Source organism: Microbacterium sp. CFBP9034 (assembly GCF_034045255.1).
Taxonomy (GTDB): Bacteria; Actinomycetota; Actinomycetes; order Actinomycetales; family Microbacteriaceae; genus Microbacterium.
Map to the genome: position 1 here is coordinate 2,068,089 of NZ_JAXCWC010000001.1, position 12,614 is coordinate 2,080,702.

At 70.7% G+C, this 12,614-nt stretch carries 11 protein-coding genes; 6 read left to right on the forward strand and 5 right to left on the reverse strand.

Features of this window, described 5'->3' with window-relative positions:
* The first annotated feature begins 24 nt into the window (after window positions 1-24).
* Window positions 25-1,326: a hypothetical protein gene (locus SOM19_RS09485; protein ID WP_320486272.1), complete on the forward strand. Its 1,302-nt coding sequence runs from the start codon at window positions 25-27 to the stop codon at window positions 1,324-1,326.
* A gap of 9 nt (window positions 1,327-1,335) precedes the next feature.
* On the opposite strand, the gene sucB is transcribed toward SOM19_RS09485, so the two are convergent.
* The 3 genes from sucB to SOM19_RS09500 all read right to left on the reverse strand — a co-directional run bounded on the left by sucB (window position 1,336) and on the right by SOM19_RS09500 (window position 6,057).
* Complete coding sequence (gene sucB, locus SOM19_RS09490; RefSeq protein WP_320486273.1) at window positions 1,336-3,147, reverse strand: 2-oxoglutarate dehydrogenase, E2 component, dihydrolipoamide succinyltransferase; 1,812 nt, start codon at window positions 3,145-3,147, stop codon at window positions 1,336-1,338.
* 61 nt (window positions 3,148-3,208) lie between these two features.
* A complete protein-coding gene (lpdA, locus tag SOM19_RS09495; RefSeq protein ID WP_320486274.1) occupies window positions 3,209-4,582 on the reverse strand; it encodes a dihydrolipoyl dehydrogenase in 1,374 nt (457 codons plus the stop codon).
* Window positions 4,582-6,057, reverse strand: a complete 1,476-nt coding sequence (locus SOM19_RS09500; RefSeq protein WP_320486275.1) for a leucyl aminopeptidase — start codon at window positions 6,055-6,057, stop codon at window positions 4,582-4,584. Before SOM19_RS09500 ends, lpdA begins: the two co-directional genes overlap by 1 nt.
* Window positions 6,058-6,143: 86 nt before the next feature.
* Between SOM19_RS09500 and SOM19_RS09505 the strand changes: the two genes are divergently transcribed.
* From SOM19_RS09505 to SOM19_RS09515, 3 genes are all read left to right on the forward strand, one after another.
* Window positions 6,144-7,067 (forward strand): proteasome assembly chaperone family protein, encoded by a 924-nt coding sequence (locus tag SOM19_RS09505; RefSeq protein WP_320486276.1) that lies wholly within the window; start codon window positions 6,144-6,146, stop codon window positions 7,065-7,067.
* A 223-nt stretch (window positions 7,068-7,290) separates the two neighbouring features.
* A complete protein-coding gene (locus SOM19_RS09510; RefSeq protein WP_320486277.1) occupies window positions 7,291-8,712 on the forward strand; it encodes an RNA polymerase sigma factor in 1,422 nt (473 codons plus the stop codon).
* Window positions 8,709-9,404 carry a coenzyme F420-0:L-glutamate ligase gene (locus SOM19_RS09515; protein WP_320486278.1) on the forward strand — a complete coding sequence of 232 codons (696 nt, stop codon included), beginning with the start codon at window positions 8,709-8,711 and terminating at the stop codon, window positions 9,402-9,404. The genes SOM19_RS09510 and SOM19_RS09515 overlap by 4 nt, the downstream gene beginning before the upstream one ends.
* A gap of 78 nt (window positions 9,405-9,482) precedes the next feature.
* On the opposite strand, the gene SOM19_RS09520 is transcribed toward SOM19_RS09515, so the two are convergent.
* Window positions 9,483-10,505, reverse strand: coding sequence for a sugar-transfer associated ATP-grasp domain-containing protein (locus SOM19_RS09520; protein WP_320486279.1), 1,023 nt, complete (start codon window positions 10,503-10,505; stop codon window positions 9,483-9,485).
* Window positions 10,506-10,551: 46 nt separating this feature from the next.
* Between SOM19_RS09520 and SOM19_RS09525 the strand changes: the two genes are divergently transcribed.
* Together SOM19_RS09525 and SOM19_RS09530 are read left to right on the forward strand one after the other, a co-directional pair.
* Complete coding sequence (locus SOM19_RS09525; RefSeq protein WP_320486280.1) at window positions 10,552-11,286, forward strand: alanine racemase C-terminal domain-containing protein; 735 nt, start codon at window positions 10,552-10,554, stop codon at window positions 11,284-11,286.
* Complete coding sequence (locus SOM19_RS09530; RefSeq protein WP_320486281.1) at window positions 11,283-12,329, forward strand: alanine racemase; 1,047 nt, start codon at window positions 11,283-11,285, stop codon at window positions 12,327-12,329. The genes SOM19_RS09525 and SOM19_RS09530 overlap by 4 nt, the downstream gene beginning before the upstream one ends.
* 10 nt (window positions 12,330-12,339) lie before the next feature.
* Here the strand turns inward: SOM19_RS09530 and SOM19_RS09535 are convergent, their stop codons facing one another.
* Window positions 12,340-12,564: a DUF7455 domain-containing protein gene (locus SOM19_RS09535; RefSeq protein ID WP_320486282.1), complete on the reverse strand. Its 225-nt coding sequence runs from the start codon at window positions 12,562-12,564 to the stop codon at window positions 12,340-12,342.
* Window positions 12,565-12,614 lie beyond the last annotated feature (50 nt).

The window sequence follows — 12,614 nt, forward strand, 5'->3', positions numbered from 1 at the left end:
TCCCGCTCACGGGACGCTGATGCTGTGACCCGTGACGACGACAGCCTGCGCGCGCCGTACCGTGCGGTGCGTCCCGTCACCGCGCCGACCGATGCGCCGTGGTCGGGCATGCTGACCTGGCGTCCGTCCGGCGAGCGGTGCGTCCTGGTCGACGCGGTGGCGCTGGGCGACACCTGGATCGGGTGGGACGCCGATCACGACGGCCACGTGCTCGCTGCACTCGACGTCGTGCGGCGTGCCGACGGGCACGACGTCGCCCTTCCGGTGTGCCCCGAGCGCGTCGCCGACTTCCTTGCCCGACGCGCGGCCGCGGGCGCGCCCCTGGAGCCGGGGGAATCCATCACGCTCGGTGTGAGCCTGCTGCGCGGCTTCGGGCAGCTCGGCGGCCGTTCTGGCGCGACAGGGGAGTGGTGGCTCACCGACGCAGGACGCCCGGTGCTCGCGACGGATGCCTCGGACCGGACCGCGGTCGATGAGACGGCGTCACTGCTCGCCGCGCTGGCCGCCGACGCGCCGCGGCGTTCGGCCTGGGACGACGCCATCGCGGCCGTCGCATCGCCACGGGTCTCCTCGGCCGACATCGAACGCGCCGAGCACGAGCTGTTCCGCATCTGCGACCCGCTGCCTCTCGCCACATCGGTCAGCGGGTCCCGCACCGCGCGTGAACTGGCGGTGTTCGAACGCTCCGATCCGCCCGAGGCGGAGACCCCGAGCCGCCCGCCGCTCTGGGAGTCGCTCGTACGTCACGTCGACGGCGACCTGGCTGACCTCGTGTCGCGCACCACCACGGCGATCTGGCGCCGTTCGCGCGCCCCGGGGAAGTCCCGCCGCACCCCCTGGCTCGTCGGCGGTGCAACGGCGATCGCGGTGCTGGCCGTCGGCCTGATGTGGCCCGCCGGCGGCGCCGGTGTCGCGACCGCGGACGGCGCCGCGTCCACGGCACCCAGCAGCGACAGCACACCGTCGGCGATCCCGTCGCCGCCCGCACCGGCGCCCACCGCCGAACAGGCCGAGACCGCGGACGTCCCGCCCGGGTCGGATCTCGCTGCGATCACCGCGGACCTGCTCGACCGCCGACGCGCATGCGGTGAGGAACCCCCGTGCGTGGCGGGACTCCTGATCGATCCGGCCACCGCGCTCACGGCAGGCGTGATCGACCTGCCGGCCGAAGCCCGCGCAGTGTCACTGCTCGACGACTTCGGGGGCGTCGCCGTGCTGCGGGTCGACGCCGTCGACGGAGCGGCGGCGTCTCAGCTCGTCATCATCGCGCGCTCAGACGACGCATGGCTGCTGCGCGACGTCCACGACGTCGGGCAGCAGCCATGAGTCGGTGCGTCAGATGCCGAGCTGGCCCTCGAACGCGGCGGTCTCGAGGCGGGTCTTCACCGCTCCGAGGAAGCGTGCCGCGTCTGCGCCGTCGATGACGCGGTGGTCGTACGACAGTGCGAGATAGACGTAGGAGCGGACGGAGATCGCGTCCTTGCCGTCGACCGAGACCACTCCGGGCCGCTTCACCACGACACCGGTGCCGAGGATGGCCGACTGCGGAAGGAACACCACCGGCGTGTCGAAGAGGGCGCCGCGCGAGCCGGTGTTGGTCAGCGTGAAGGTGCCGCCGGCGAGCTCGTCCGGCTTCAGCTTGTTGTCACGGGTGCGAGCCGCCAGGTCGGCGATCTCGTGCGCGATCTGGGCGAGGTTCTTGGCCGCGGCATCCCGGAGCACCGGGGTGAGCAGGCCGCGCTCGGTGTCGACCGCGATCGAGAGGTTCTCGCTCGGCGGGTAGACGATGTCGGTGCCGTCGACCGTCGCGTTGATGACCGGGTACGACTGCAGCGCCTCGGCGGCCGCGAGGGCGAAGAAGGGCAGGAACGACAGCTTGTCGCCCGTCTTCGCCTGGAAGTCGCCCTTCACCTTGTCGCGGAAGTTCGCGAGCTTCGTCACGTCCACCTCGACCACCGTGGTCAGCTGAGCGGTCGACTGCATAGACGCGACCGCACGCTCTGCCAGCACCTTGCGCAGGCGCGACATCGGCTGGGTGGTACCGCGCAGCGGCGAGATCTCGACGGGTGCGGGGGCGGCCGGCGCAGCCGAAGCTGCGGCGGGAGCGGATGCGGCCTCCGCAGCCTTGAGCACGTCTTCCTTGCGGATGCGGCCGCCGACGCCGGTGCCCGTGACCGACGAGAGGTCGACGCCCTGCTGCTGCGCCAGGCGCCGAACGAGCGGGGTCACATAGGAGACGATGTCGGAGTCGTCCGCGGCAGTTGCGGCAGAAGGAGCTGCAGCGGCCGGGGCGGGCGCGGGCGCCGGGGCGGCCGCAGCAGGGGCAGGCTCGGGCGCCGGGGCGGGAGCCGCTGCCGGAGCAGGTGCTGCGGCGGGTGCGGGAGCCGGAGCAGCGGCAGGTGCCGGTGCCGGAGCAGCGGCGGGTGCCGGTGCCGGAGCAGCGGCGGGTGCGGGGGCCTCCTGGGCGGGAGCGGCGGCGGAGTCGCCGATCCGGGCGAGAACCGCACCCACGGCGACGGTCTCGTCCTCCTGGGCGAGGATCTCCTGCAGCTTGCCGGCGAACGGCGACGGGATCTCGGTGTCGACCTTGTCGGTCGAGATCTCGAGGAGCGGCTCATCGACGGCGACGTCATCGCCGACCTGCTTGAGCCAGCGGGTGACCGTGCCCTCGGTGACGCTCTCGCCGAGCTCGGGAAGGACGACGTCCTTGCCACCGGCGGCGGGTGCGGCCTCAGCGGCGGGTGCGGGCTCGGCGGCCGGAGCAGCCTCAGCCGGGGGAGCGGCCTGCTCGGCGGGCGCTGGCTGCTCGGCGGGCGCTGCCTGCTCGGCGGGGGCTGCCTCGGGAGCGGGCGCCGCTTCCTGGGCGGGCTCTGCCGACTCGGGCTGCGGTGCGGCCTCGGGCGAACCCGATCCGTCGCCGATCCTCGCGAGGATGGCGCCGACCTCGATGGTCTCGTCTTCCTGGACCAGGATCTCCTCGATGACACCGCTGACGGGCGACGGGATCTCCGTGTCGACCTTGTCCGTGGAGATCTCGAGCAAACCCTCGTCCGCCTGGACCGTGTCGCCGACCTTCTTGAGCCAGCGGGTCACCGTTCCCTCAGTGACGCTCTCACCGAGAGCGGGGAGGACCACGGAAGTGCTCATGACGATGTCTCCTTAAGAATGGATATCGGATCTAGCTTAGTGATGCCGCGGAGCCCGAGCGTCAGAGCGCGTGGAGCGGCTTGCCGGCCAGCGCGAGGAAGGCTTCGCCCAGCGCCTCGCTCTGCGTCGGATGCGCGTGGATGAAGGGCGCGATGTCTTCGGGGTGTGCTTCCCAGCCGACCGCGAGCTGCCCCTCGGTGATCAGCTCGCCGACGCGGTCGCCGACGAGGTGGACGCCGATGACCGGGCCGTCCTTGACGCGGACGACCTTGACGATGCCCGATGTGCCGAGGATCTCGCTCTTGCCGTTGCCGGCGAGGTTGTACTCGTAGGCGACGATTCCGTCGGCCCCGCGCGCATCTGCTGCCTGGGCCTCAGTGAGGCCCACCGAAGCCACCTCGGGGTGACTGTACGTGACCTTCGGGATGTGCGTGTCGGGGATGACGACGGGCGACAGGCCCGCGATCTCCTCGGCGACGAAGATGCCCTGCTGGAAGCCGCGATGGGCGAGCTGGAGTCCGGGGACGATGTCGCCGACGGCCCACACGTGGTCGACCCCGGTGCGCAGGCGCTCGTCGGTGACGACGAAGCCGCGATCCAGCGTGACGCCGGCCTCTTCGAACCCGAGACCCGCGGTCGCGGGCCCGCGACCGACCGCCACGAGCAGGTAGTCGGCCTCGAACGTCTTGCCGTCCTCGAGGGCCACGGTGACGCCGTCAGCGGTCTGCGTCACGCCCTGGAAGCGCACGCCGAGAGAGGACGCGATCCCACGGCGGCGGAACGCACGCTCGAGCGCCTTGCTGAGCGCGATGTCCTCGTTGGGCACCAGGTGGTCGAGCGCTTCGACGATCGTGACGTCGACGCCGAAGGAGCGCCACACGCTGGCGAACTCCACGCCGATGACGCCGCCTCCGAGGATGACGACGCGAGCCGGGATCTCGTCGAGCTCCAGCGCGTGCTCGCTCGTGAGCACGCGCCCCCCGATCTCGAGGCCGGGGAGGCTCCGGCTGTACGAGCCGGTCGCCAGGACGACATCGGTGCCGCGGTACAGGTCGTCGCCGACGCGGACGGCCGGTCCCGCCTCGAGGCGGCCCTCGCCGGCGACGACGGTGATCCCGCGCGCCTTGACGAGCCCCTCGAGACCCTTGAACTTCTTCGCCACGATGCCCTCGCGGTAGGCGCGCACGCCGGCGGGGTCGACGCCCTCGAACGTCGCACGGATGCCGATGGCCGAGGCATCCCGTGCCGTCTCGGCCACCTCGGCGGCGTGCAGCAGCGCCTTCGTCGGGATGCAGCCGCGGTGGAGGCACGTGCCCCCGACCTTGTCCTTCTCGACGAGGGCCACGGACTTGCCCAGCTCGGCGGCACGCAGGGCGGCGGCGTAGCCACCGCTGCCGCCGCCGAGGACGACGAGATCGAAGGTGTGCTCGGTCATCAGGACTCCTCTGTCGTGACGAGACGGATGAGGCTGCGCACGGTCGCTGCCGTGGGGCCCTTGTCGGTGAAGCCGTAGCCGCCGCCCTTGTTCATGCCGACGCCGGCGATGTCCAGATGGACCCAGGGGATCCGGGGAGCGTCCGGTTCGTCGCCCGTGCGACCGACGAAGTGGCGCAGGAAGAGTCCGGCGAAGAGAGAGCCGCCCGCGGGGTCGCCGATCTTGGCATTCTGAAGGTCGGCGATGGGGCTGTCGAGGTCCTCCACCATGTGGGCCGGGAGCGGGAGCTGCCAGGCGAACTCGCCCTCGGCCTTGGCGGCGGCGAGGTAGGCCGTCACGGCGGCATCGTCGCCCATGACGCCGGCGTACCGGGTGCCGAGGGCGATCGTGATCGCCCCGGTCAGCGTGGCGACGTCGATGAGCAGGTCGGGCCGCTCTCGGCTCGCTGCGACCAGGCCGTCCGCCAGGACGAGGCGGCCCTCCGCGTCGGTGTTGAGCACCTCGACCGTGGTGCCGTCCAGCATCCGCAGCACATCGCCGGGCCGGGTGGCGCGGCCGGACGGCATGTTGTCGGCGACGCAGAGCCAGGCGGTGACCTTGACGGGAGCGCCGATCGTCGCCACGGCGCGGAGGACGGCGAGCGAGGTGGCGGCGCCGCACATGTCGTACTTCATGCCGACCATGGAGGCGGCGGGCTTGAGGGAGAGGCCGCCGGTGTCGAAGGTGATGCCCTTGCCGACGAGCGCGACGTGACGTGACGCCCCTTCGGGTGCGTACTCGAGGCGGATGAGCCGCGGCGGACGGTCGGACCCCTGACCCACTCCGAGGATGCCGCCGAACCCGCCGGCCTGCAGCGCCGTCTCGTCCATCACATCGACGGTGACGGGGAGTCCGGCGACGGATGCGATCGCGCGCTCGGCGAAGTCGGCCGGGCCGAGCCACTCGGCGGGGATGGAGACGAGGTCCTTCACGAGGGCAGCGGCGTCGGCGGCGGCGGTGATCGCGGCGAGCGCGGACTCGTCGGCCGCAACGGACCCGTGGACGACGACGCGCGACGCCCGGGGCTTCGGCGTCTCGGACTTGTACCCGTCGAACCGATAGCCGCCGAGACCCGCGCCCTCGGCGATGGCGGTCCACAGCGAAGCGTCCGCGAAGGGGGCGGCGACCGCGATCGTCTCGAAGCCGGTGAGCGTGCGGATGGCCGAGCCCACCGCGTCGCGCAGGGCCGCGGCATCCGGAGCAGCACCCGTGCCCACGACGGCCAGCGGGAGCGCGGTCGACTCGGGGGCGTAGACACGCTGCAGCGAACCGGAGGATCCGGTGAACCCGGTCGCGGCGAGAGCTTCTCGGAGGCCGGGCCAGTCCGTCAGGTCGGGGGCGGTTTCGCCGTCGAGCGGGGGGAGTGCGATCAGAAGGGCGTCTGCGTCGGACTCTCGGATCGGGGCATCGCTGTACGCGAGGTCGGGAAACGACATGGTCTCCATCCTAGGGAGGTCCAGGTGTTCGCTCTGAGCGGGACGACCGCGACCCGGCGGCGTGGCGGGGCTCGTAGCATGGGGGTATGCCCCTGTCCGGTCCGCTGTTCGAGCGTTCGGCCTCCGCGCCCCCAGTTCCGCGAGGTCTGCCGCTCGTGGTCGCCCTGACCGGATTCACCGACGCGGGGAGCGCCGTGAGCCGCATCGTGGACTACTTCCGCGACGATCTCGTGCCGACCCCGCTCGTGATCTACTCCAATGACGTGCTGCTGGACTACCGCGCTCGTCGCCCCGTCATCTCATTCGATCAGGACCACCTGACCGACTACCGCCCGCCGCGGCTCGAGCTCTCCTTCGCCCACGATGCGCTGGGCCAGCCGTTCCTGCTTCTCGCCGGGTATGAGCCGGACTTCGGGTGGGACGCCTTCACCGCCACGGTCCTCGCCTTCGTCGAGGACTACGGCGTCTCCACCGTCACGTGGGTCCACGCGATCCCCATGCCGGTGCCGCACACCCGCCCGATCGGGACGACGGTCAGCGGCACGCGGTCCGACCTCACCGAGGCGCACTCGGTCTGGCAGCCGCACACCCAGGTGCCGTCGACCGCCGGCCACCTGCTCGAGTACCGCCTGGCCGAGGCCGAGGTTCGGGTCGCCGGCTTCGTGCTGCTGATTCCGCACTATCTGGGCGACACCGAGTACCCGGCGGCGGCCCTCGCAGCTCTCGACAGCCTCACGGTCGCCACCGGACTGGTCTTCACCGGGGAAGAGCTGCGCGAAGAGAACCGCGAGTATCTCGCCAAGGTGCAGGATCAGGTGGCGAACAGCGAGGAGCTCTCTCGCATGGTCCAAGGTCTCGAGGAGCGGTACGACGCCTACATGGCAGGCTCGACGCTCGCGACGCCGATGATCCACACCGGCGATCTGCCGAGTGCCGATGAGCTGGCTGCGGAGCTGGAGCGATTCCTCGCCAGCGGCCCGAGCGCCGACGAGGACAAGCGCGGCTCCTGAGCGGAATTCTGACGCGCTCGCGGACGTTGTCCGTATGAGCGGTGCGACGCGTCGCCAGGCGTGCTGGCACCGCATCCCAAGTATGCGATACTGGATGCTCTGACCCGTTGTCAACTGATTCCGTGGGGCCTTTCCCGCGGAATGAGGACTTGACAAGGGTCTTACTAGTGTCCGAAATCTACCGGGGGCGTGCGGTACGCGCTCTCCTGGTGAAAGGCGAAACGTGACCTCGAGCACGAACACCAAGGCCCGCTCGGCCGCCCAGGACACCGAGGCGGACGAGACCACGACGGCGACGGCCCCGGCGAAGGCGCCCGCGAAGTCCGCGGCCAAGCCCGCTGCGAAGCCCCGCACGGCGACGAAGGCCGCCCCCAAGACGACGAAGGCCGCCCCCAAGGCCGCCCCCAAGGCTTCCGCCAAGAAGACGGCGAAGCCCGCCGGCGACATCGATGACGACGTCGTGGAGCTGGACGAGGACGTCGAGATCGACGTCGAGCTCGACGACGACGCCGACGAGACAGAAGCACCCGCTCGCCCGGCCGCGCGCCGAGGAGCGAAGAAGGCCGCAGAGCCCGTCGAGGAGCCCGAGACGGCCCCCGCCGCCGAGGACGAGGAGGACGAGGAGGCGGAGACCAAGCCGGCCTTCTCCGAGCCGCTGCCCACCGGTGCCATCGTCATCTCCTCGTCGGACGACGAGGATGTGCCGGTCTACTCGACCATGATCACCGGCGCCACGGCCGACCCCGTCAAGGACTACCTGAAGCAGATCGGCAAGGTTCCGCTGCTGAACGCGGCCGAAGAGGTCGAGCTCGCGATGCGCATCGAGGCGGGTCTGTTCGCCGAAGAGAAGCTGTCGCACATGTCTGCGGCGGAGAAGTCCTCGCAGATGGGTCTCGACCTGCAGTGGGTCGCCCGTGACGGTCAGCGCGCCAAGAGCCACCTGCTCGGCGCGAACCTCCGCCTGGTCGTGTCGCTCGCCAAGCGCTACACCGGCCGCGGCATGCAGTTCCTGGACCTCATCCAGGAGGGCAACCTGGGCCTCATCCGCGCGGTCGAGAAGTTCGACTACACCAAGGGCTTCAAGTTCTCGACGTACGCGACGTGGTGGATCCGTCAGGCCATCACCCGCGCCATGGCCGACCAGGCCCGCACCATCCGCATCCCGGTGCACATGGTCGAGGTCATCAACAAGCTCGCGCGCGTCCAGCGTCAGATGCTGCAGGACCTGGGCCGCGAGCCTACGCCCGAGGAGCTCAGCCGCGAGCTCGACATGACGCCCGAGAAGGTCATCGAGGTCCAGAAGTACGGCCGCGAGCCCATCTCGCTCCACACGCCCCTGGGCGAGGACGGCGACAGCGAGTTCGGCGACCTGATCGAGGACACCGAGGCCGTGGTTCCCGCCGACGCCGTGGGCTTCACGATGCTGCAGCGACAGCTCGAGTCACTCCTGGACTCCCTCTCCGAGCGCGAGGCGGGCGTCATCCGCATGCGCTTCGGCCTCGGTGACGGCCAGCCCAAGACGCTCGACCAGATCGGCGACACGTTCGGCGTCACGCGCGAGCGGATCCGTCAGATCGAGTCGAAGACGATGGCGAAGCTGCGCCACCCGAGCCGCTCGCAGTCGCTGCGGGACTACCTCGAGTGAGCGAGGCGAACGCCGGAAAGGCGCTCACCGTCTCGATCGAGGGCTCCTCCTACGCCCGCATCCCGATCCGTACGCGGGTCGTGCTGCCGGGTGACGATCTCGACTCGTTCGTGCGCGAGTACGCCGAGGAGATCGTGCGCCACGGCGACCTGCTCTTCGTGACCGAGAAGATCGTGGCGATCACGCAGGGCCGGTCGTACCCGGTCGACGAGATCAAGCCGCGAAAGCTCGCCTTGTTCCTCTCGAAGTACGTGACGCGGACCCCGTATGGCATCGGACTCGGCATGCCCGAGACGATGGAGATGGCGCTGCGCGAGTGCGGCACGCTCCGCATCCTGTTCGCCGCCTCGGTCGCGGCGGTCACGAAGGCGTTCGGGCGGAAGGGCGACTTCTACCGCATCGCCGGTGACAAGGCGCGGGCGATCGACGGCCCGACGAGCGGCACGATCCCGCCGTACAACAAGGCCGTCGTGCTCGGGCCGGAGCGCCCTCGCGAGGTCGCCGCTCACCTGAAGGCCCTCCTCGGCGGGGTGCCCGAGGTCGCGGTGGTCGACATCAACGACCTCGGCGGCAACATCCTCGGGTCGACGCTCGACAAGGCCGGCGAGAAGCGTCTCGTCGCGATCCTCAAGGACAACCCGCTCGGCCAGGGCCACCAGTCCACGCCGCTCGGCGTGGTCCGCGCGGTCTGATCCGCCTCAGAGAGACGGAAGGGCGGGTTCTCGGAGACGAGAACCCGCCCTTTCCGCGCGGAGTGGGAGCCGCGAGGCTCAGAAGCCGATCGCCGCGCGGTAGCGCGCCTTGTGACCGGTGCGGATGCCGGTCACGCTGGGCTTGTTCTCATAGACACCGGCGCCCCAGTTGCCCTCGACGAGGACCGGACCTTCGGGCGTGACCACGATGTCCCACCCGACGTACTGCACCTGGGGAACGACGCGAGCCACGCGATCGACGAACGCCTTCACCTCGTCGATCAGGGGGAGCTGGAAGTCCGCGATCACGAACCCGCTGTCGGGGTGCCGCTCGTGCACGTGCGCGTGCGAGTCGTAGCCCGGTCCGACCGCGTGGCCGTTCTCGTCGAGCATCGTGTAGAACCCGCCGAACGTCATCTGGTCGCTGACCGCCCCGCGGCCGAACTTCTGGGCCATCGCGAGGATATGGGTCGTCTCACCGTCGAAGAACGCGGTCACGCGTGTGGTGTTGACGGTGCCCGGGCAGACGGCGGCGAGGTCCGCGTGCTGCCGGATGACCTCTTCGATGAGAAGCTCCCCGCGCTCCAGAAGACCACGGTGGAACTCGGCCCAGTCTGCGATCTCCGCCGCGTGGTACCGGTGCACGCCCGTTCCCGCCTGACCGACCGGCTCTTTCGTCACGATGGTGCCGTGCTTCTGCGCGAAGGCGCGAACGGCCTCGGCATTGCCCTCTTCGACGACGAGCCACTCGCGGTGGAGATGCTCGCTGAACACGCGATCGAACTCCACCTTGTCCTGGAAGACATGCCGGAAGTCGGGGTGATCGTACTTCTGCGACAGCTGGTTCGAGACCGGGTGCGTCATGTACGTCGCGCGCTCGTCACGCCGGAGGATCGCGAAGTCGTAGTCGACGTAGTCCTGAAAGCCGACCTGACGGAAGCCGGCGGACCACAGCATGTCGACGAGCACCGCAGGCGTCCATTTGCCGTGCTGCTGGGCGGACTCCTTCGCCCGCTCGAAGACCGAGCCGACGTCGATGCGACGCGCGCGTCCGGCGAGGTAGCGAAGGCGGGGCGCGAGGCCGAGGCCCTGAGAAGGCATGCATACTCCGGGATGGGGGTTCGGGGGACCCCGATAGTCTAGAGGCGTGAGCGCGGCGAACCCTGGGCATGAGGCCCACGAGCCCTCCAGTGCTCCGGTCGCGAGGATCTCGGCATCCGCCATCGCACGCAACGCCTACATCGCGATCGCCTCGCTCCCGGTCGGGACACGCGCGGTCGCGGATCTCCGTGCCGACGCCTGGGGCCACGGTGCGCCGGTGGTGGCCGCAGAGCTCCTGGCTGCCGGGGTGGACCGCCTGCTCGTCGACGATGTTCCGGCGGCGCGCCTGCTGACGGGCGCCGGCGCGCGCGGCGCGACGACCACGGAGCTGCCCGATCTCGACTCCCTGACGCTCTACGGACTTCCCGGCGGCGCGCTGGACGCGACGCCCGCCATGCGGCTGAGCGGCACGGTGCTGAGCGTCAAGCGCCTGCGACGGGGCGAAGGCGTGTCGTACGGCTATACGTTCCGGGCGACGTCGGACACCCGCGTGGCGCTCGTCACCGGCGGCTACGCCCAGGGCGTCGTGCGCGCCCTCGGCAATCGCGTGGATGTCACGATCGCGGGGAGGAGGCATCCGATCGTCGGGCGCGTCGCGATGGACGTCTGCGTCGTCGACATCGACGCCCACGAGGTGCAGCGCGGCGCCGAGGCCGTGTTCTTCGGCGACCCACGGCACGGTGAGCCCTCTGTATCCGAGTGGATGGATGCGTCCGGGCTCGGTGCCGGTGAGCTCGTGACCGCGGTCGGACTCCGGGCGACGCGGGAGCACACGGCATGACCGGCGTCCTCCACGTGGATCTCGACACGATCGCGGCGAACATCGCCCGCGTGCGCACGGTCGTCGGTGCGGCAGAGCTGATGCTCGTCGTGAAGGACGACGCCTACGGCCACGGACTGGACGCCGTCGTGCGGCGCGCCTGGCGCGAGGGCGTCTGCTGGATCGGCGCCTTCGACGTCGCCACCGGGCGCAGGGTGCGCGAGGTGCTCGGCGAGGATGTCCGGATCTTCTCCTGGATCGCGGCGTCCCGCGCAGAGGTCGCCGAGGCCATCGCGTTCGATCTGGACCTGGGTGTCGGCGACGCCGACCTCCTCGAGGACGTCGCGTCCGAGGCGCGCGCGGTGGGAGCCCGCGTGCGCGTGCATCTGAAGGTCGACACAGGGCTGCATCGCAACGGCGTGCGTCCCGAGGACTGGCCGGCGTTCGTCCGGCGCGCCGCCGAGCTCGCGGCCGAGGGCCTGGTCGATGTCGTCGGCGTGTGGAGCCACATCTCCGAGGCGTCGGACGAGGATGACGACGAGGCGCGCGCGCTGTTCGACGCGGCCGTCGACGCGGCCCGAGGTGCCGGCCTCGCGCCCGAGCTGCGCCACCTGTCGGCGAGTGCGGCCTCGTTCGCCCGGCCCGAGTTCCGCTACGACCTGGTGCGGGTGGGGGCCTTCTGCTTCGGCATCCGTCCCGCCGGCGGGCCGGCGTCCGATGCGCTCGGCATCCAGCCGGCTGCGACGCTCGAGGGCCGCGTGATCTCGGTGGCTGCCGGCCGGGTCACGATCGACGTCGGCGCATTGGACGGAGTGCCGTCGAGGCTCGGCGGCCTCGTGTCGGTCGGCACACCCGCCGGCTCACGGCGGCTGCTGACGGTCGGCGCGGTGTCGACCGTGGAGGATTGGCCGGATGCCGCGCCCGGCGACACTGTGACGGTGTACGGACCGGGGCGGCACGGCGAGGGGTCGGCCACCGATCTCGCGGAGGCCATCGAGACGATCGGCGAAGAGATCGCCGTGCGGGTGTCGCCGCTCGTCCCGCGGGTGTACGCGGGGGAGTGAACGGAGCCGGTCAGACGGACTCGGCCAGGCGTGCCGTCTCGTCGTGCCACGAGGTCGCGATCGCGCGGAGCTTCTCTTCGTACTTGCGGCCGTGGTGGGCGCAGAACAGAAGTTCGCTGCCGTTGACCTCGGCGGCGATGTAGGCCTGAGCGCCGCAGGAGTCGCACCTGTCGGTCGCGGTGAGACGGTATTCGAGAAGTGCGCCCGGCTCAGTGGGTGTCGATAGCGTGTTCATCGCGGTGCCTCCTCGTATGCATAGAACTCTCTTGCGGGTCATGAAATACA